Raw genomic sequence first — 20,997 nt, forward strand, 5'->3', positions numbered from 1 at the left:
TAAAATTATGAATATAAATTTACGTATACGTTATTTAAAAAACTTATGTACTCAAGTAAGAAGAGATATATTACGTATGGTAAATAACGCAAATTCTGGACATCCTGGTGGATCTTTAGGATGTACAGAATTCTTTGTTGCTTTATATCAAGAAATAATGCATTACGATCCAAAAAAATTTTCTATGGAGGGGAAAAAAGAAGACTTCTTTTTTTTATCAAATGGACATATATCTCCTGTTTATTATAGTGTATTAGCTCGTTCTGGTTTTTTTTCTATAAAAGAATTATCTTCTTTTAGAAAATTAAATTCTCGTTTACAAGGACATCCTTCTGTACATGGAAATCTTCCAGGAATACGAATTTCTTCAGGATCCTTGGGGCAAGGGATGTCTGTATCGATTGGTGCTGCTATATCTAAAAAACTTAGTAAAGAGAATAATAGTATTATTTATAGTTTACATGGAGATGGAGAATTGAATGAAGGACAGATATGGGAATCTGTTTTATATGCAGGATCTAGAGGTATAGATAATTATATAGCTACTGTAGATTATAATAGACAACAAATAGATGGAAATACCGATGAAGTTCTTCCTCTTGGAAATCTTAAAAAAAAATTCGAATCTTTTGATTGGAAGGTTTTAGAAGAATTAAAAGGAAATAATATTGAAAAAGTGATTAATATTTTAAAAAAAGCAAAAAATGAGACTGGAAAAGGAAGACCTATCTTAATTATCCTATATACCGAAATGGGATATGGTGTAGATTTTATGGTAGGGAATAATGTATGGCATGGAAAATCTCCTAATGAAGAGGAATTAAAAAAAGCACTATTACAGCTTCCTGAAACCTTTGGAGATTTTCCAAAAATATAAAAGGATTATGATAAAAATATATGAAAATAAAGGATTCAAAGAAACCAGAGCTGGATTTGGAAATGCTTTGTCTTTATTAGGTAGAAAAAACAATAAAGTAGTAGCATTATGTGCAGATCTTACCAGTTCTCTATTTATGAATCGTTTTTCTAAAGAATTTCCTGAACGATTTTTTCAAATTGGAATTGCAGAGGCTAATATGATTGGAATAGCTGCGGGCCTAAGCATTGGTAAATATATTCCTTTTGCTGGAACATTTGCCAATTTTGCAACATCTCGTGTATATGATCAGATACGTCAATCCATTGCTTATTCTTATAAAAATGTGAAAATATGTGCTTCTCACTCCGGATTGACTCTTGGTGAAGATGGAGCTACACATCAAAGTTTAGAAGATATTGGAATGATGAAAATGCTCCCTGGTATGACAGTGATTAATACTTGCGATTATAACCAAACTTATGCAGCTACTTTAGCTATAGCCAATTATTTAGGACCAGTATACTTCCGATTTGGAAGGCCTTCCGTAGCTAATTTTACGGATAAAAATCAAATATTTGAAATTGGAAAAGCCGTTCTTTTAACAGAAGGAAAAGATATTACTATTGTAAGTACAGGTCATTTAGTATGGGAATCTTTAGAGGCGGCTAGGATATTGTATGAAAAAAAGGGAATAACTTGTGAAGTTATTAATGTTCATACAATAAAGCCATTAGATGAAAAAATAATTTTAAATTCCATTGATAAAACAAAATGTATTGTAACAGCAGAAGAACATAATTATTTTGGAGGATTAGGAGAGAGTATAGCTAGAGTAATTACGACTAAAAGACTTTCTGTCCATCAAAGTTTAGTAGCGGTTAACGATACTTTTGGTGAAAGTGGGAAACCGATGGAGTTATTAAAAAAATATAAAATTGATCGAGATTCTATTATGAATCATGTAAAAATTTTATTAGAAAAAAAAAAGAATCAATAAAAAAAATTTGGAAATCAAAAATATACAAAAACTAGTTCATAATTGGGTTGTAAATCATGGAATACGTTATTTTGATATATTAACCAATACCATTCTTTTATCTGAAGAAGTAGGTGAAGTTTCTAGAATTATTGCTAGGAATTATGGAGAACAATCCTTAAAAAAAAATTGTAAAGAAAAAGAAGATCTTGGAGAAGAATTATCCGATGTTTTGTTTGTCTTACTTTGTTTAGCTAATCAAACTGGAATTAATTTGGAAGAATCTTTTCATAAAAAATTAAAAAAAAAAAAATCTAGAGATCATGAAAGACACCATAAAAATGAAAAATTAAAATAAGAAATATGCCTTCTTATATAAAAATTCACAAAAAAAGGAAAAAATTATACGGTTCTATATCTATAACGGGATCTAAAAGTATATCTAACCGTCTTTTAATTTTAAAAGCTATTTATAAAGATGATATTCATATTGAAAATATTTCTAACTGTGAAGATACAAAAGTTTTAGCCAAAAGTTTGGATAGTACTTCTAAAATATTAAACATTCATCATTCCGGAACTGCTATGCGTTTTTTAACTTCCTATTTGTCTATACAAGAAGGAAAAGAAGTCATATTGACAGGGTCAAATAGAATGAAAGAAAGACCTATATCTGTTCTTGTAGATTCTTTAAAAAAATTAGGATCGGAAATTATTTATTTAGAAAAAATTGGATATCCACCAATAAAAATTATTGGTAAGAAAATTTTAGGAGGAGAAATAGATATCAATGCTAGAATTAGTAGTCAGTATATTAGTTCTTTAATGTTAATATCTAGTAAATTTAAAATGGGATTAAAAATATCTTTAAAAGAAGATATTACATCAATGCCATATATAAAAATGACTTTTGATTTATTAACTATAGCAGGAATAAAAATATCATGGAAAGAAAAAGTCATTCATATTTATCCAGGAAAAGAAAAAGGAAAAAAATATTTTTCTATAGAATCAGATTGGAGTTCTGCATCTTATTATTACTCAATGGCTAGCATAGTAAAAAAAAGTAATATAACTTTAAGTTACTATAAAAATGAAAGTTTACAAGGAGATAGAGAAGTTTCTTCCATCTATGAAAAATATTTTGGAATATCCACAATTTTTGAAAAAAGTAGAATAACATTAAGTAAGAAGTTAAATTTTACTCAACCTAGAGTCATTAATTTAGATTTAAATAAAACTCCAGATCTTGCACAAACTATTGTTGTCACTTGTGCTTTTCTTGGTGTTAAGTGTTATTTAAAAGGTTTAGAAACCTTAAAAATTAAAGAAACAGATCGTTTGGAAGCTTTAAAAAATGAATTATTAAAATTTGGGGTGATTACCAAAATCACAAGTTCTTGTTTAGAAATAATAGATTTTTTTCCAAAAAAAATGGATTCTTCTATCATAATAAAAACTTATCAAGATCATAGAATGGCTATGGCTTTTTCTTCATTTGGATTATCTTATTCTCTGAAAATAGAGGAACCAAAAGTTGTGGAAAAATCATATCCAAATTTTTGGATGGATTTGAAATATTTAGGTTTTTCAATTGATTATGATGAGGAATAAAGAATTCTCCTTGCTGTAATAAATCTATTTTTCCAATATTTTTGATACAATCGAGAAATAAGGACTCCTGATGTAGAGGCGTGAATAAAGAATATGTTATTATGACTTATATGGATTACCATTCCTACATGATTAATTTTTTTTCTAAATTTTCCTGTAGCAAAAAATAAGAGATCTCCTTTTTCTATATATTTTTTAGGGACCAAAAAACCTTTTTTAGCTTGATTGGAAGATATACGTGGTAATGAAATCTTATAAGATGCAAAAACATTTTTTATGAGAGCAGAACAATCTATTCCATTTTTAGTGTTTCCACCATATCTATATGGAGTATACATATAATTTTTAGCTTCTTCAATAAGAAAATCCATTTTCTTTTTTAGAAAAAATTTATTTTTAATAATTTGAAAATAGTCTTTCTTATCGTAGTATGGATTCTGTTTCTTTTTTCTGAAAGAAATTTTTTCAGAATTTTTCTTATATACCATATCTCCATGTAATAACGGAATAGAAAAAAAATGAGAATAGAATACAAAAAATAAAAAAATTTTAGAATTTATGATCGGAATAATTTTTTCTTTTTTTTATCTTTTTCAAGAGAAATTCTAATAAATTATTAATAGAGATTCAAATTTAAATAAAATACTTGTATTAAATGTAAAAAAAATTAAATTTGTATCCTGGCCCATTCGTCTATTGGTTAGGACGTCAGGTTTTCATCCTGGAAAGAGGGGTTCGATTCCCCTATGGGCTATCAAAATACTGGATTATTCCTATGGCAAATCATTTATCTGCATTAAAGAGAATTAGACAAAATCATACTAGACGTTTGCGTAATAAATATGTATATAAAAGCACAAGAACTTCTATTAAACAATTAATAAAAGGGGTAAAAAAAAAGGAAGAGTATTCTAAGGTTTTTTCTATGATAGATAAATTATCTAAAAAAAATATCATACATATGAATAAAGCAGCAAGGTTAAAAAATAAATTAAGAAAAAATTTATTGATCAATAAGTTTTCCTAAGTCAATAACGAATAATAATAATGATGGTACTTTTTTTTTATAGGTTGTTATAACTATTCTTTCTACTTTTTAGAAAAAGTATAATTCTTTTTTTCTTTGTTTTTCCTAAAAATCAACAAAATGAGAATAAGTCCCTATTCTCCGATAGGAATATTTGATTCTGGAATTGGAGGAATTCTTATAGCTAAAGAAATTAAAACCTATATGCCTAATGAATGGATTATTTATTTTGGAGATACTAAAAACATGCCTTACGGAAATAAGTCTAAAGATTTTATTAGAAATAATTCTATAAAAATTGCTTCTTTCCTTTACAAAAAAAAATGTAAAGCTATAGTAATAGCTTGTAATTCTATAACTTCTAATGCTTTAGATTTGATTAAAAAAGAATTTTATAAAAAAATATTAATATTCAATGTTATAGATCCCATAGTAAAAAATAAAATATTTCTTTCTTCTAAAAGAATAGGAATAATGGGGACTACGGCTACCATACATTCCAATTTTTATCATAAAAAAATTAAGAAATATTTTCCTCACTTAGATATTATTCAAATATCTACACCTTTGTTAGCTACAATAATTGAAAATGGATTTGAAAAAATAAAGATTAATTCTATCATCAAATATTATTTGAATCATCTACAATCAATAGATACGTTATTATTAGCTTGTACTCATTACTTATTTTTGAAAAAAAAAATAAATAATTTTTATCATGGTAAAGTACGTTTAATAGATATACAAAAAATTGTAGTTCAGGAAATCAAAAAAAAATTATGTGATAATAATTTATTATGTATTCATCCCAAAAAATGGAATAATAATACAATTTTTTATACATCTAGTTCAATTTCTCCATTTTTTAAAGAACAAGTTAGAATTCACTTTGGAGAAAAAATATTATTTAAAAAACCTATTCTTAATTTTTTCTAATTTGTGCATCTATTACGCATAAAGTTGAAAGATTTACAATTTCTTCTATACTTGATTGCATTTGCATAATATGTGCTGGTTTCCGCATTCCTAACATTACAGGTCCAATAATTGGAATATTTCCTAATCCTCTAATAAACTTATAAGTCATATTTCCAGATTCAAGATTTGGAAATATAAAAATATTCGCTTTTTTTTTAACAAGTTTGGAAAAAGGAAATTTACTAGCTAATAAAAATTCATTTAATGCAAAATCAGGTTGTAATTCTCCATCTACTATTAAATCAGGATATTTTTTATGTAAAAAGGCTACTGTTTGAGATACTTTAGAAGAAATTTTTGAATTTGATGAAAAATTTTGAAAGGATAACATTGCTATATGTGGTTCAATATCAAAATCTTTAACTACATAAGAAGCCATAAGAGCAATTCTTGCTAATTCTTCACTAGTTGGATTTGGAATTACGGAAGTGTCTGCTAAAAATAAAGGACCACGTTTGGTTAATAAAATCATCATTCCCGCTGTCTTATGAAAAGTATCCGATCTTCCGATAACCTCTAATAGAATTCGTAAACTTAATGAAAAACTCCTAGAATATCCTGTCATAACGGCATCGGCTTCTCCTTGGTCTACCATCATGGCTCCAAAATAATCATTTGTACGCATTTTTATTTTTGACTCGTATAAAGTTAACCCTTTTCTATTTCTTCTTTTCCAAAGTATTTGAGAATAATGTTCTATTTTTTTTATATTCTTTTCTTTTTCAGGATCTATAATTTTGAGTTCTACATTCAAATTATTTGTATTCATTAAATTTTTTATACGATTTTCATTTCCTAAAACAATTGGAATAGAAATAATTCCTTCTTTATTAAGAATTTGAGCAGATTTAAGGATGTTATATTCTTCTCCATTACAAAAAACAACTTTTTTAGGATTTGTACGTGCTCTATTTTGAATCATTCTTAGAATTTTGCTTTCATATCCCATTCTATCTAGCAATTTTTCTTTATATTTTTTCCAATCTAAAATAGGATTTTTAGCAACTCCAGAATCCATAGCTGCTTTAGCTACAGCAGGGGATACACGAGTAATTAACCGATTATCAAAAGGTTTTGGAATAATGTATTCTTTTCCAAAAGAAATATTTTTTTTGTTATAAACAATATTAACTTGTTCTGGTACAGGTTCTTTTGCTAAAGAAGCAATAGCATGAATAGCCGCTAATTTCATTTCATCATTGATAATACTTGCATGAACATCTAATGCTCCTCTAAAAATATAAGGGAATCCTAGTACATTATTTACCTGATTAGGATAATCACTTCTACCTGTAGCTATAATAACGTCTGGTCGTACTTTTATAGCTAAGTCATAATCAATTTCAGGATCTGGATTGGCCATAGCAAATACAATTGGATCTTTTGCCATACTTTTTAACATATCTGGAGTTAATATACCACCTATGGATAAACCTATAAAAACATCCGAATTTTTAATTGCTTCTGCTAAATTTTTAGGATAGTAAGTATTTACTGAAAATTCTTTTTTTTCTTTATTTAAGTCTTTTCGTGAATTATGTAATAATCCTTTACTATCAAACATAAGGATATTTTTAGATTTTACTCCAAGATGTTTATAAATTCTTGCACAAGAAATAGCAGCCGCTCCAGCACCATTAATTACCATTTTTATATCATGTATTTTTTTCCCAACATAAGTGATAGAATTAAGTAATGCAGCACCTGAAATAATAGCCGTTCCATGTTGATCATCATGCATTACTGGTATATTTAATTCAGATTTTAGTCTTCGTTCTATTTCAAACGCTTCTGGTGCTTTTATATCTTCTAAATTTATTCCTCCAAAAGTTGGAGAAATAGCTTTTACAACATTTATAAATTTTTCCGGATCAGATTCATCAATCTCTATATCAAATACATCAATCCCAGAAAATATTTTAAATAAAATTGCTTTTCCTTCCATTACAGGTTTAGAAGCCAAGGCTCCAATATTTCCAAGACCTAAAACAGCCGTTCCGTTAGTAATAACAGCTACTAAGTTTCCTTTAGATGTGTATTTATATACGTCTCTAGAAAAACGTGCTATTTCTTTGCAAGGCTCTGCTACTCCTGGAGAATATGCTAGAGATAAATCTCTTTGACTATTATATTTTTTTGTTGGAGATATTTGTATTTTTCCAGAAGGAAATTTACTATGATAATTTAAAGATTCTTCACGAAAATTATTTATGTCTTTTCTCATTATACTGAATATTGATATAGTTTTGAAAACAAATAAAAAAATAAGTTTTAAAAAAAAAACATTAGGATAACCAAAATAAATCTTTCTCAAAAAAATATTTTTTTTTATCAGATTCCCATCTAATTATAAGTTTATAAAATCCTTTTTTCAAAATTTTTTTAGGAATAAATAATATCTTACTTGAAGATTTAAAAATTTTAAAAGATCGAGTAAAATCTAAATATTTAGACGAAAATCTGAATAAAGTAAAAAAACCATGAATATTATCTAAAACTTCTGGAAAGATAATTTTAATTCCAGAGGATAATATGAATATTTTAATTTTATTAGGAAGTTTTAATACATTTTTTTTCTCATTTATAATTTCTTGATATCTCATTTCTTCTTCATAATATCTATCGGATACAAGCTGACTTCCTACATGAGGAAAGAAAAACGCAATATAAATGATAAAAATGATAAAAAAGGAAAAAGATAATATAATACCGGTTCCCCAGCTAAATTTAATTTTCATAATTAATGTGTATGTTTACTCCAAAAAAACAGAAAGAATAATCAAAATTGAATCAATTAAATTTTATTCCAATCCATATTTTTTTTTCCTTGAGGGGCTTTGTATTTTATAGGTTTTTTTGATTTTTTATTTATAAAATAAACATAACTAGATATTTTATGAATATCATTTCCTTTAATTTCACCTGATTGACCAAAAGCACGCATAGTAGGATTATTCTTACTACCATACCAAATAATGGAGAATATATTCTTAAATAAATCTTTTTCTATTATATTTATCCAGTAATCATCTGTTAAATTAGGACCTATATTTCCACTACCATCAGATTGGTGACAAGTAGAACAATTTTCTTCAAAAAGAATTTTTCCACTATCAATCAATTTTGGATTAAAAAAAGCATTTTCTATAGTTACTTGAGGGGTATTTTTCTCAAAAATATCTATTTCTCTTAACTGATTTTTATAAGATATTTCATATTCTTTATAAGGATTGGAAAAATCCATGAATAAATAAGAAAAAAAATAAATTGCGGAAAAAACAATGGTAGTATAAAAAAGATGAATCCACCACATTGGTAATTTATTGTCTAATTCTAGAATTCCATCAAATCCATGATCTATTTTTTTTACTCCTTGATTCATTTTTTTGGAATCATGAAATAAAAATTTATAGAATCTATAAAAATAATTTCCTTCATTTTCTTCAAAAATTTTACGTCTTTCTTCTTCTGTAAGAAATTTTAATTTTCTCCGATAGATTAAATTATTAATAGAATCTAAAATAAACAACAATATTGTTATAATAATAAAAAAAAATATAGTTATTGGATCAACTATGTACGAACGATGATCTATTCCTAAAAGGATATAGAGGATAAATATTATAACGGATAAAAAAGTAGGAATAATAATAAAAGAAGGAATTTTAGATCTCATAAATATTTTTATTTTTTTTCTTCTCCTTCTAAAGGAATTATACTTACCTCTTTATAATATTTTTCAGATTTTACAAATACCAAAAATAAAATGAAAAAAAAAGCGATAAAAAATAAAATTAACATAATAGATTGAAATATTCCTATATATTTTTCTGTTATAAAATTTTGTTTAAAAAAACTTATCATCAATTTTTTTCTTTAAGATTTAATATCTGTACCTAAACGTTGTAAATAAGAAATTAGGGCTATGATCTCTCTTTTTTCCAAAGGAATAAATTTTTCTTTTTCTATTTTTCTCTGTTTATCTATTTCTTTTTTTAAACTTGGATATTCCTGATAAATATCAGATACAATTTTTATTGCTTGAGTATCCATATCCTTATATATATTTTTTATATATTTTAAAGTATATGGAACACCTAATTTTACCATAGCTTTTATTTTTTTTTCTGTATTAGATCTATCCAATTTATTATAAATAAGCCAAGGATATCTTGGCATAATAGATCTAGGAGATGTAGAACGAGGATTATACATATGGTTAAAATGCCATGAACTAGGATTTTTACCCCCTTCTCTAGCTAAATCAGGACCTGTCCTTTTAGATCCCCAAAGAAATGGATGGTCATATATAAATTCTCCTGCTTTAGAATATTCTCCATAACGAACTACCTCATCTCGAAAAGGACGAACTTGTGCACTATGACAGGAATTGCATCCTTCTCTTACAAATAAATCCCTACCTTCTAATTCAAGGGCCTTATAAGGTTTTACATTATCAATAGTAGGAATATTAGATTTTATCACTAAAGTAGGAATTATTTCTATAAATCCTCCAATAGCTACAGCTATAAAAGAAAGAATAGCAAATTGTATAGGTCTTTGTTCCAACCAACTATGAAACTTTTCCTTTTTTTCTATTTTATTTTCATTATCATGAAATAAGAGGGCTTGAAAGGGTTCATTATTAGTAAAATATCCTTTTTGTATGGTTTTAAAAATATTATAAATCATCATAATAAAACCTAAAAAATAAATGATCCCACCGATAAATCTTATTTTATAAAAAGGAATAATAGATAAAACTGTATCCAAAAAGTTTTTGTATACTAGAGTTCCATCAGGATTAAATTTTTTCCACATTTCAGATTGTAATACGGATCCAAAATACAGTGGAAAAATATAGAGTATGATCCCAAATATTCCAAACCAAAAGTGAATATTTGCTAATAATGTAGAATATAGTTTAGTATTCCATAATTTTTGTGTTAACCAATAGATTATTCCAAAAGCCATGAATCCATTCCATCCTAAAGTTCCTAAGTGAACATGAGCGATAACCCAATCTGTAAAATGAGCAATGGAATTTAGTGTTTTAGTAGCTAACATAGGCCCTTCAAAAGTTGCCATTCCATAACAAACAATCCCTACTGAAAAAAATTTCAAAATAGGATCCTTTTTTACTTTTTCCCAATCTCCTCTTAAGGTCAGTAATCCATTTATCATCCCCCCCCATGAAGGGGCTATTAGCATAATGGAAAAAATAGTCCCTAAAATTTGAGCCCAATTAGGAAGAGACGTATACATGAGATGGTGGGGGCCAGCCCATATATATATAAATATTAAAGACCAAAAATGAATAATAGAAAGTTTATAGGAAAAAATGGGTTGATTAGAGGCTTTTGGAACAAAATAATACATTAATCCAAGTATAGGAGTAGTTAAAATAAATGCTACTGCATTATGTCCATACCACCATTGCATTAAAGCATCTTGAACTCCAGCATATATAGAATAACTTTTAAAAGTTAGAATATCAATAGGTAATTCAAGATTATTAAAAATGTGTAACATGGCTACCGCAACCCATGTACCTAAAAAAAACCAAATACTTACATATAAATGTTTGATTTTTCTTTTTAAAATGCTTCCAATCATATTGATTCCATAAATCATCCAAATAAAAAAAATTCCTATATCTATAGGCCATTCATGTTCCGCATATTCCTTACTAGTATTTATTCCCAACAAAAAAGTAATCCAAGTAGAAAGAATAAAAATTTGCCATCCCCAAAAATGAATCCAACTAAGGTAATCACTAAATATTCTAGTTTTTAATAAACGTTGTAAAGAATAGTAAGATCCTGTGAAAATAATATTCCCAACGAAAGCAAATACTACTGTGCTAGTATGTAACATCCTCCAACGACCAAATCCCATTATTCCTTGGGAATTTTTTAGTTTGCTTCCTAATATAAAATCAGGTAATTCAGGATAAAATAATAGGAGAGAAATAACTAATCCTGCAAAAAATCCAATAATAGCCCAAAATATTGTAGCATATAGAAAAGCTTTTACAATACGATTATTGTAGTAATATGTTACTATTTTCATAATAAAACATAATTATTATTTGTTTTTTTTATGATCATCTATTAAAATTCTAATTTTATGAGATTCATAATCATCAAATTGACCATAATAAAGACTGATTAAGAAAATTATAAGAAAAATACCTCCTAAAGAAATACTAGATAATATCATAATGATTAATATATCCATAAAAAATTTTTTATTCATCTAAGATAGAAATCTTCGTGAAACCATCCAAGTAGATAATAGAGAAAAAATAATTACGGATAAAGAACTTAAAGGCATTAAAATAGCCGCGATAAAAGGTTTTAAAAGACCGGTTATGGCAAATATGATTCCTATAAAATTGTAAAATAAACTAATCATAAAATTAACAATAACCAATTTTATAGATATTCTGGAGATTTTTAAAAATAAAAAGATTTTATTCAAATAATGAGATTGAATAAAAGCATCACAATTAGGAAAGAAACTACTTGGATTTTCTGATATAGAAACTCCTACTTCACTTTGATTTAATGCAGAAGAATCATTAATTCCATCTCCAATCATCATTACTTTTTCTCCATTTTTTTGTATTTTTCTTACATAGTCTAGTTTTTTTTCTGGACTTTGATTAAAAAGAATTTTACTATTTTTTGGTAAAATCGATTCTAAATATTTTTTTTCTAATTCATTATTATCACCAGAAAGAATAATGATTTTGTATTTTTTTTTTAGATTTTGGAATATTTTTTCTATTCCTTTTCGGTAATAATTTCTAAATAAAAAATAACCTATAAATTTTTTATTTATAGAAATAACCACCGAGGTCCCTTTACAATTATTTATTGTAACTCCTATATATTTGGAAGATCCAATTTTAACTGGAACCTTATTTATAAACCCTTCCATACCATGACCTATTATTTCCCGAAAATTTTTTATAGGATAGAATTCCTTTATAGACAATTCTGAAAATATTCTTTTACTTAATGGATGAATTGAATTTCTTAATAAAGAGGAAATAATTTTTTTTTCTTTATATTTGAGATGGGGACCAACAAACGAAATTTTTTCTTTATTTTGATCTGTAATAGTTCCTGTCTTGTCAAAAATTAAAGTACTTATATTGGCAATTCTTTCCATAGTATAAATATCTTTTATATAAAATCCTTTTTTAGAAAAGATTCTTATGAAATTTCCAAGTATAAATGGAGTTGAAAGGACTATAGCACAAGGACAAGTAATAATTAATACGGAAAAAACAGTTTGAAAAACTTTCGATACATTAATAAAATACCAATATATTCCAGTTATTATAGCAATGATTAAAACAATAGGAGTAAAGTATTGACTAAATTGATTCGTTATTGAATTTAAATGAAATAATTTTTTATTTTTACGGAATTTTTTATTATTCCATAATAAACTTAGATAACTTTGATCTACATTTTTAATTACTTTTAAATAGATAGCTTCTCCCTTTTGTTTAGATCCAGCATAAATTCGTTCTCCTATTTTTTTACTTATTAAATAAGATTCTCCTGTAAGAAAACTATTATCTAATAAAGCGGCTCCTCTTATTAATATAGAATCTACAGGAATAATTTCTTCATTTCTAATTATAATATGATCTCCTTTTTTTAAGTAAGAAAGTAAAATATTTTCTTCTTTATTATTTTTTTGAATTCTTGATATTGAAATAGGATAAAAGGATTTATAACTTTTTTCAAAAGAAAATATTTTACTATGAGTATGAATTTGAAATATTTTGCTGATAAGTAAAAAAAAGGAAAATCCAGAGAGACTATCAAAATATCCAGATCCCAAATCAAAAAATACTTCATAACAGCTCCATGAAAAAAGAACTAATATACCAATAGAAATAGGAATATCCATATTAAGAATATGTTTTTTTAATCCTAAAATAGCATATTTTATATGATCTGTGAATGAAAATAAGACAACAGGTAAAGAAAGAATTAACATTAAATAACGGAAAAAATTACGATTTTCTAAAAACCATATATCTTCATGAGATCCTACATATTCTGGAATAGCTAATAGCATAATATTTCCAAAGCAAAAAAAAGAAATAGCTAATTTTCCTATCAATTTTCTATCAAATATTTTTTGATGATTTTTTTTTTCTATTAATTCAAAATTAATAGAAGGTTTATAACCTATTTTTTTAAGAATAATGGCTAAATGACTTAATTTTAATACCGAATGATTGAATGTTATTCCAACTGTTTTATTGGAAAAATCAACAGTGGATTCAAGAATATTTTTATGAATATTAGATAAATTTTCCAAAATCATGATACATGAACTGCAATGAATAGAAGGAATAAAAAAACGAACGAAAGTAATATCTTGATCTTTAAAATCAATTATTTTTTCTGCAATTTTTTCATCATCCAAAAATTCAAAATTTTCATCTCGTTTCATTTTTATGTATTATTTTCTATTTATTTTAGAAATAGACTTAACTTTTTTATTTTTCTCCTATATATTTTTTATATTCTTTAATTGACATCAGTTGATCGTATTCTTTCTTGTTCAATATTTTTATTTTAAGGATCCATCCTTCATTATAAGAATCTTTATTTATATATTCTGGATTAGACAGTAAAATTTTATTGAATTCAAGTATCCTTCCTGAAACTGGCATAAATAAATCTGAAACAGTTTTAACCGCTTCTATTGTTCCAAAAATATTTCCTTCTTTTATTTTTTTTCCTATAATAGTTTCCTCTATATCTAAATAGACAATATCTCCTAACTCCTTTTGAGCAAAATGAGTAATTCCTACATAGGCTTTTTCATTATTATGATCATTAAAAACATCTAACCCTATCCATTCATGATTTTTGCTATATTTTAAATTATTGGGGTTCATTTTATTAGATATTAAATATTTTTTTCGTATAAAAATTTAATTTTTCCTTAAAAAAAATAAAAATTTTATCAAAAATATGAATATAAAAGAAAGAACCAAATATAGGATATTTTTGATTTTTATTTTTTATTGCAATTAAATACTTATCCATTCTTTTTTCTATTCTTTTAGAAGTTTCTTTATCCCATTTCCATAAAAAATACTTTTCTATTTGATAGATTAATCAATTTTCATAATTTAAGGACGTAGAATAACCAGATTTTTCAATACCTATAGCCCAATCTTTATAATTCTTTTTCAAGAATATTGAATGATCATTAAAAAAAACTCGAACAGATTTTTTTTTCTAAAAAATTATTTTGAAAGATCCTCATCATGATAATAAATATATCCAATCCAATTTTTACTATCTATATCTTATCCAAAAATGATTATTTATGGATGATTCTAAAATACCTTGTCCTAATTTAATATTAATTGCTATCCAAAAATTATCTATTTCTTTATTTTTATTTCGAAAATAAAAATAAAAAGATCATCAAAAAATGAAATAAAAAATTATTTCATTTTTTTCTTAAAATTACGTCTTTTTTAAAAAAGATTAATTTATAGAATTAAGTAAAAAGGTTCCACAATATACCTACTTTTAAAAAGTAATCTTTTTTTTTCTTTTTCTGGTTATTAATCTTTTTTTTATAAGAGAATCCTATATTTTGTATACTTCCATAAAAAATAGTTCTAAATATCTTAAAATTAAAAAAATAATCTACAAAAGGGGCCCCTCCTATTTGTGTAGGAATACATTCATTCTCTAAATAAAAAGAAAATAAATCAAAAGGATATGAAAAATATTGATGAAAAAATTTATTAAAATAATGAATAGAAAATCCAGTATTCACTAATAATTCTTTATTAAAATAACTATCTTCGTAAGATATTGTACTTCTTGAAAGAAAGTTTGGAATGGAAAAATTTAATTGATTAGATTCTTGATTTTGACATAAAATAAGGTTATTAAATTGAAATTTCCATATATCATGAATTGTTCTAATTTTTAAATTCCAGGAACGTATATACTTCCAATATAATAAATTTGGATTATCCTTTTGATAAGGATGGTTTATATCATATATATTGAAAGAAATGTTCAACTTTTTATTTGATAAAAAAGAAAAATTAATTGATTTTGTATACGATATTTCGTTATTGTATTGTTGATTATTGTAACAATTTCCATTTTTTTGAAACATATAGAAATTGATAAAATCAGAAGAAATATTATTATTTATACTAAATTTGGTTAAGAACTGAAATTTTGACCATAAATTGGTATCCAATTGAGTAGATATTTGTAAATGATTTTTATATATCATCCATTTTGCGTAGGAATTAATTTTAAATATATTATTAATAAAATAATTTATTCTTGTTTTTAAATATATTTTATTGAAATTCAAATTTTTCTTTTCATTTTCATAAACTGGATCAAAAAAATAATTTGGAAATGAAAATAATTGATAATGTATTCGGTCATAAATAGCACCTATTTCTATATTTAATTTTTTTTTAATTTCAAAAATTAAAGAAGATTCATTTTTAAAATATGATAAATTGATTGTATTGTTTTGAAATTCTTCTTTAGAAGAAAAAAAAGATTTAAAATATTTTGTATATTCCATATTCCCCTTTAAAAAAATAGATTTTTCTCCACTTTTTGATTTAATCCATGAAGGATTAATTTTTTGAAAAAAACTGATATACAATCTTTTATGAAAAAGATTTTTTGTATCAAAAAAAAAATTCGGATTATCCGTTGTGTTCCAAAAAGGAATTTTTATTTTTTTTTTATTATAGAAATTTTGATACAAAAAATGCCCCCATATTAATTTATCATGATAAGAATCAGAATCTTTATAATTAAATGTACTTAAGAATAAACTATGATGTTTTTTTAGTTCTATATTTGATTCTTCTTCAAGAGAAATATTTCTATATTCTATAGAATAATTGATTTTTTTATTGGGGTTTTGACTAAATAGACCACCTAGTATTTTTTCTTGAAAAGAATCATTTACATAAAAAATTTCTGATATTGGAGTTTTTACGTCAAAATATCGAATTTTATCACGAGAAAAAAAAATATCGTTTAAAAAATACATTTTAGGTATATGATTGTTATTAAGCCATATAGTATTACAATATGATGAAAAATTTTTTTCTGGATAAGAATTAGGAATGATTAAATCCTTTTCTTTAAGTTTAAAGAAACCAAAATTATCCTTTCTAAAAAAATTATGAGAATAATATTTTTCTATAGAAAGAGAATTTGTATCTAAATTTATTTTTTTTTTGTTATCTTCTGTCCAATATTTATAATCTCTAGAAATAGGATGATAAATATCCAAATCCAAAATTTTTTTTTCCATTATACTTTCTTTTCCCATAGATTTAACAGAAAAAGGAATATAAAAAATAAAAAATAAAAAAGGAAAAATAAATATTTTCATAATAATCAAATTGATTTTAATATCCATACATAAATGAAACATAACATAAACTTAAATATGAAAAATTTATTTATCTTTGTGAAATGTTATTAATGTAAAGTTTTACTTCCAAATTCAGACATTCCACAATATTTATTTTTATTAATTAGTGAGGGGGAATCTCCTATATACACCATACCTATTACAAAAGATTTATGAGGTTATTCTTTTCTTTCTTTTTAAGAAAAGAAGGCCTTTTTTTATCATGTAGTAAAAATACCATAAATCATGTTCAAATTTAATTTTAGAACTATTCAGAAAAAAATTTTATCTGATAGTACTACTCCAATAGAATTATATTTAAAATTAAGAGATTTTTTTCCAAAAATTTTATTATTAGAGAATTATAATAATAAGATTCAAAAAAAATATTCTTCTATTCTTTGTATAAATCCCATTTCAGAACTTTTTTTAGATAAAAATGTAGTGCATATATTATATCCAAATTTTGTTCATAAACAGATTATTATAAATGATAGATTGAATATTCCTGTTTTAATAGATGATTTTTTTAAAAAATTTAAAAGTGAAAATCATTCTATATATTATTCTGGTTTTTATGGATATATATCTTACGATAGTATTCAATATTTTGAAAATATTCAGTTTTATTCTCCTATTAAGGACTCATATAATTTACCAAAAATTAGATTTGGTTTTTATGGAAATTTAATTGTATTTCATCCTTTTTGTAATGAAATTTATTTGATTGAACATCAATTTCCTAATGTAAAAAATATTTCTATAGATCAATTAATTGAATTAGTTAATAAAAAAAAAAATTCATTTTTTCCTTTTAAATCTATAGGAAATTATTCGTCAAATATTACTGATAATGAATATAAAAAAATGGTATCTAAAGGGATAAAATATTGTTTACGTGGAGATGTTTTCCAAATAGTTTTATCCCGTCAATTTCAACAAAAATTTAAAGGAGATGAATTTAATGTATATCGTTCTTTACGATTTATTAATCCTTCTCCTTATTTATTTTATTTCGATTACGGAAATTATAAATTATTTGGTTCTTCTCCTGAATCACAATTAGTTGTTAATGATCAAATAGCCTATATTAATCCAATAGCAGGAACGATACGAAAATCCGAAAATGAAAATGAAAATAAAAAATTATATGAATATCTAATTAATAATCCAAAAGAAAATGCAGAACACATAATGTTAGTTGATTTAGCAAGAAATGATTTAAGTAAAAATTCATTCGATGTAAAAGTAGAATATTTAAAAAAAATACAAGAATTTTCACATGTATTACACATGGTATCTAAAGTATCTGGAAAAATAAAAAACAATATTTCAATCATAAAAGTATTTGTAGATTCTTTTCCAGCAGGAACTCTTTCCGGTGCTCCAAAATATAAAGCAATGGAATTAATAGATAAAATTGAAAATCAACATAGAGGGGTATATGGAGGGGCTATTGGTTTTTTTGGATTAGATAATTTATCTATTAATACAGCTATTATTATTCGTTCTTTTATTAGTAAAAACAATACTCTTTTTTTTCAGGCTGGGGCAGGAGTTGTATCGTATTCTAAAGAAAAAAAAGAGTTAGAGGAAGTAAATAATAAACTTATGGCCTTATTTAAATCTATAAGATTAGCTGAAAATATTATTCTTAATAAAGGATTATGAATAAAATACTAATATTGGATAATTATGATTCTTTTACATATAATCTTGTTCACGTAGTGAAAAAAATAACAAAAAATCCTGTAAAAGTTTATAGAAATAATGAAATTTTACTTTCTGACATAGATCAATATAACAAAATACTCCTTTCTCCAGGACCTGGAATACCTGATGAAGCTCATATTTTAAAACCTTTAGTAAAAAAATATGCTTCCACAAAAAGTATTTTTGGAGTTTGTCTTGGGCAACAAGCTATAGGAGAGGTTTTTGGGGCAACTATTCTTAATACCAAAGAAGTTAATCATGGTATAGCCAGTTTAATCAAAATTGTAGATTCAAAAGAAATAATTTTTAAAAAAATTCCTAAAAAAATACAGGGAGGACGTTATCATTCTTGGATTATATCTTCCAAAAATTTTCCTTTTGATGAACTTAAAATTACGGCTGTTGGAGACAAAGGAGAAATAATGGCTTTACGTCATAAAACCTATGACGTATGTGGAGTTCAATTTCATCCAGAATCTATTTTAACCCCATATGGAGAAAAAATTATAGAAAATTGGATAAATAAAAGATGATTAAAAATACACTAAATAACCTATTCTTGGATAAATATCTTACCAAGAAAGAAGCGAAAAATCTTTTTAGAAAGCTATTAAAAAGAGAAATAAATAAAAGTCAAATAATATCTATTCTCACGGTTTATAACATGAGGAGCCCCACTTTAGAGGAAATGATAGGATTTAGACAAGCTTTAATGGAATCATGTATACAAGTAAATTTAACGGAGTTTAATGCTATTGACATTGTAGGAACAGGTGGAGATGGAAAAAATACTTTCAATATATCTACTGTAGCATGTTTTATAGTAGCGGGAACAGGAGAAAAAGTGATAAAACATGGAAATTTCGGTTTTTCTTCTAGAACTGGTTCTTCCAATATTTTGAAAAAATTGGGATACGATTTTACTAATAAAGAAGAAAAATTAAGAAATCAATTAGATAAAGTAGGATTTTGTTATTTACATTCTCCGATTTTTCATCCTTCTTTAGATATATTATCTACTACTAGAAAAGAATTAGGAATAAAAACTGTTTTCAATACACTTGGACCATTGATCAATCCAAGTAATCCAAAAAATCAATTATTAGGAGTAAATAATTTAGAATCAGCAAGAATATATTATTATATGTATCAAAAAACAAAAAATAACTATGCAATTATTCATAGTTTAGATGGTTATGATGAAATTTCACTTACTACTGATATAAAATGTTATACTCCAAAAGGAGAGACTTTCTATTCTATAGAAGATTTTGGAAGGAATAAAGTAATTCCTGAAGAATTAAAAGGAGGAAAAAATACAGAAGAAAACACACGTATATTTATGAATATTTTATCTGGAGAGGGAACTTTAGCTCAAAATGAAGTAGTGTTGATAAATGCAACATTTGCATTAAGTATCTTAAACAAAGACAGTATTAAGAATAATTACGAAAAAGCGAAACATTCTCTAAAAAGTGGAATGGCTAAAAAGATTCTTAAAAAATTATTAAGTTTATGAAAATTCTTGATAAAATAATCTCCATAAAACAAAAAGAAGTATACAGAAATAAGATTTTTAATCCAATAAAAAAACTAGAAAAAAGCATTTTTTTTAATCGTAAGGGGATTTCTTTAGCTAAGAATATTTCAAAAAAAAATACTTTTGGAATTATTTCAGAATTTAAACGTAAATCTCCTTCTATTGGAAGAATTAATAATTCTTTATCAGTAGAAAAAATAGTAAAAGATTATGAAGAGGCAGGTGTTAGTGGAATATCTATTCTTACAGATTCTTATTTCTTCTCTGGTAAACCAAAAGATTTAACAAAAACACGTTCAATTGTTACGAGTCCTTTATTGAGAAAAGATTTTATTATTGACGAATATCAAATCATAGAATCTAAATCCATGGGAGCGGATGTTATTTTGTTGATTGCAGGAATACTTTCTAAAAAAGAAATTAATAATTTTTCCATTTTATCTAAAAAAATTGGTTTAGAAGTTATTGTGGAGATCCATAATGAAAATGAAATGGATAAATTAACCGATAATCTAGATATTATAGGAATAAATAATAGAAATTTAAGATCTTTTGTGGTAGATACCAATAACTGTTTAAAATTAGTTTCAAAAATTCCTAATAATTATCTAAAAATAGCAGAAAGCGGAATTAAACATGTAAAAGATATTTTGTATTTACGAAAAAAAGGATTTTCAGGATTTTTAATTGGAGAAAATTTCATGAATACAAAAGATCCTGGAAATACTTGTAAAAATATGATAAATGAATTAAAAATTTATGAATAGTAAAATTTTATATTCCATATAATTATGAAATTAATATCATTAAAGATAAAAGTATGCGGA

At 24.9% G+C, this 20,997-nt stretch carries 20 protein-coding genes and 1 tRNA gene; 11 read left to right on the top strand and 10 right to left on the bottom strand.

What is annotated here, in order from left to right:
• Positions 1-7: 7 nt before the first annotated feature.
• Genes DM815_RS01990 through DM815_RS02005 form a run of 4 tightly spaced genes read left to right on the top strand, consistent with a single transcriptional unit; the run spans position 8 to position 3,449 of the window.
• Positions 8-877, top strand: coding sequence for a transketolase (locus DM815_RS01990; RefSeq protein ID WP_110508982.1), 870 nt, complete (start codon positions 8-10; stop codon positions 875-877).
• A 7-nt stretch (positions 878-884) separates the two neighbouring features.
• On the top strand, positions 885-1,856 hold the full coding sequence (locus DM815_RS01995; protein ID WP_110509412.1) for a transketolase family protein: 972 nt from the start codon (positions 885-887) through the stop codon (positions 1,854-1,856).
• 7 nt (positions 1,857-1,863) lie between these two features.
• Positions 1,864-2,193 (top strand): MazG nucleotide pyrophosphohydrolase domain-containing protein, encoded by a 330-nt coding sequence (locus tag DM815_RS02000; RefSeq protein ID WP_110508984.1) that lies wholly within the window; start codon positions 1,864-1,866, stop codon positions 2,191-2,193.
• Between the two features lie 5 nt (positions 2,194-2,198).
• Positions 2,199-3,449, top strand: coding sequence for a 3-phosphoshikimate 1-carboxyvinyltransferase (locus tag DM815_RS02005; RefSeq protein WP_110508986.1), 1,251 nt, complete (start codon positions 2,199-2,201; stop codon positions 3,447-3,449).
• Here the strand turns inward: DM815_RS02005 and DM815_RS02010 are convergent.
• Positions 3,434-3,820: a C40 family peptidase gene (locus DM815_RS02010; RefSeq protein ID WP_235609995.1), complete on the bottom strand. Its 387-nt coding sequence runs from the start codon at positions 3,818-3,820 to the stop codon at positions 3,434-3,436. The genes DM815_RS02005 and DM815_RS02010 overlap by 16 nt on opposite strands.
• 311 nt (positions 3,821-4,131) lie before the next feature.
• Between DM815_RS02010 and DM815_RS02015 the strand changes: the two genes are divergently transcribed.
• From DM815_RS02015 to murI, 3 genes are all read left to right on the top strand, one after another.
• A tRNA-Glu gene (locus DM815_RS02015) sits at positions 4,132-4,203 on the top strand.
• A 21-nt stretch (positions 4,204-4,224) separates the two neighbouring features.
• Positions 4,225-4,476 (top strand): 30S ribosomal protein S20, encoded by a 252-nt coding sequence (gene rpsT, locus DM815_RS02020; protein ID WP_110508990.1) that lies wholly within the window; start codon positions 4,225-4,227, stop codon positions 4,474-4,476.
• Between the two features lie 120 nt (positions 4,477-4,596).
• Positions 4,597-5,412: a glutamate racemase gene (gene murI / locus DM815_RS02025; RefSeq protein WP_110508992.1), complete on the top strand. Its 816-nt coding sequence runs from the start codon at positions 4,597-4,599 to the stop codon at positions 5,410-5,412.
• On the opposite strand, the gene DM815_RS02030 is transcribed toward murI, so the two are convergent.
• From DM815_RS02030 to DM815_RS02075, 9 genes are all read right to left on the bottom strand, one after another.
• Positions 5,399-7,678, bottom strand: a complete 2,280-nt coding sequence (locus DM815_RS02030; RefSeq protein ID WP_110509414.1) for an NADP-dependent malic enzyme — start codon at positions 7,676-7,678, stop codon at positions 5,399-5,401. The two genes, murI and DM815_RS02030, sit on opposite strands and share 14 nt — an antisense overlap.
• Positions 7,679-7,739: 61 nt before the next feature.
• Positions 7,740-8,192 carry a FixH family protein gene (locus DM815_RS02035; protein ID WP_110508994.1) on the bottom strand — a complete coding sequence of 151 codons (453 nt, stop codon included), beginning with the start codon at positions 8,190-8,192 and terminating at the stop codon, positions 7,740-7,742.
• 56 nt (positions 8,193-8,248) lie between these two features.
• On the bottom strand, positions 8,249-9,130 hold the full coding sequence (locus DM815_RS02040) for a cbb3-type cytochrome c oxidase N-terminal domain-containing protein (protein ID WP_110508996.1): 882 nt from the start codon (positions 9,128-9,130) through the stop codon (positions 8,249-8,251).
• An 8-nt stretch (positions 9,131-9,138) separates the two neighbouring features.
• Positions 9,139-9,318, bottom strand: a complete 180-nt coding sequence (locus DM815_RS02045; RefSeq protein WP_110508998.1) for a cytochrome oxidase — start codon at positions 9,316-9,318, stop codon at positions 9,139-9,141.
• Between the two features lie 12 nt (positions 9,319-9,330).
• Positions 9,331-11,526: a cytochrome-c oxidase, cbb3-type subunit I gene (ccoN, locus tag DM815_RS02050; RefSeq protein WP_110509000.1), complete on the bottom strand. Its 2,196-nt coding sequence runs from the start codon at positions 11,524-11,526 to the stop codon at positions 9,331-9,333.
• Positions 11,527-11,541: 15 nt separating this feature from the next.
• On the bottom strand, positions 11,542-11,712 hold the full coding sequence (ccoS, locus tag DM815_RS02055) for a cbb3-type cytochrome oxidase assembly protein CcoS (protein WP_317046295.1): 171 nt from the start codon (positions 11,710-11,712) through the stop codon (positions 11,542-11,544).
• Positions 11,713-13,938, bottom strand: coding sequence for a heavy metal translocating P-type ATPase (locus tag DM815_RS02060; protein WP_110509002.1), 2,226 nt, complete (start codon positions 13,936-13,938; stop codon positions 11,713-11,715).
• Positions 13,939-13,984: 46 nt separating this feature from the next.
• Complete coding sequence (gcvH, locus tag DM815_RS02065) at positions 13,985-14,389, bottom strand: glycine cleavage system protein GcvH (RefSeq protein WP_110509004.1); 405 nt, start codon at positions 14,387-14,389, stop codon at positions 13,985-13,987.
• A 614-nt stretch (positions 14,390-15,003) separates the two neighbouring features.
• Entirely contained in the window at positions 15,004-16,896 is a 1,893-nt protein-coding gene (locus DM815_RS02075; protein ID WP_161539542.1) for a putative porin, read from the bottom strand.
• A gap of 267 nt (positions 16,897-17,163) precedes the next feature.
• Here DM815_RS02075 and DM815_RS02080 point away from each other — a divergent pair, with 267 nt between their 5' ends.
• From DM815_RS02080 to trpC, 4 genes are read left to right on the top strand one after another with little or no spacing between them, the layout of a single operon-like run.
• Entirely contained in the window at positions 17,164-18,588 is a 1,425-nt protein-coding gene (locus DM815_RS02080) for an anthranilate synthase component I family protein (RefSeq protein ID WP_110509008.1), read from the top strand.
• Entirely contained in the window at positions 18,585-19,163 is a 579-nt protein-coding gene (locus DM815_RS02085; protein ID WP_110509010.1) for an anthranilate synthase component II, read from the top strand. Before DM815_RS02080 ends, DM815_RS02085 begins: the two co-directional genes overlap by 4 nt.
• Positions 19,163-20,149 (top strand): anthranilate phosphoribosyltransferase, encoded by a 987-nt coding sequence (trpD, locus tag DM815_RS02090; RefSeq protein ID WP_110509418.1) that lies wholly within the window; start codon positions 19,163-19,165, stop codon positions 20,147-20,149. Before DM815_RS02085 ends, trpD begins: the two co-directional genes overlap by 1 nt.
• Positions 20,146-20,937: an indole-3-glycerol phosphate synthase TrpC gene (gene trpC / locus DM815_RS02095; RefSeq protein WP_110509011.1), complete on the top strand. Its 792-nt coding sequence runs from the start codon at positions 20,146-20,148 to the stop codon at positions 20,935-20,937. The genes trpD and trpC overlap by 4 nt, the downstream gene beginning before the upstream one ends.
• Positions 20,938-20,997 lie beyond the last annotated feature (60 nt).

It is taken from the genome of Blattabacterium sp. (Cryptocercus kyebangensis) (genome assembly GCF_003226855.1).
GTDB lineage: Bacteria > Bacteroidota > Bacteroidia > Flavobacteriales > Blattabacteriaceae > Blattabacterium.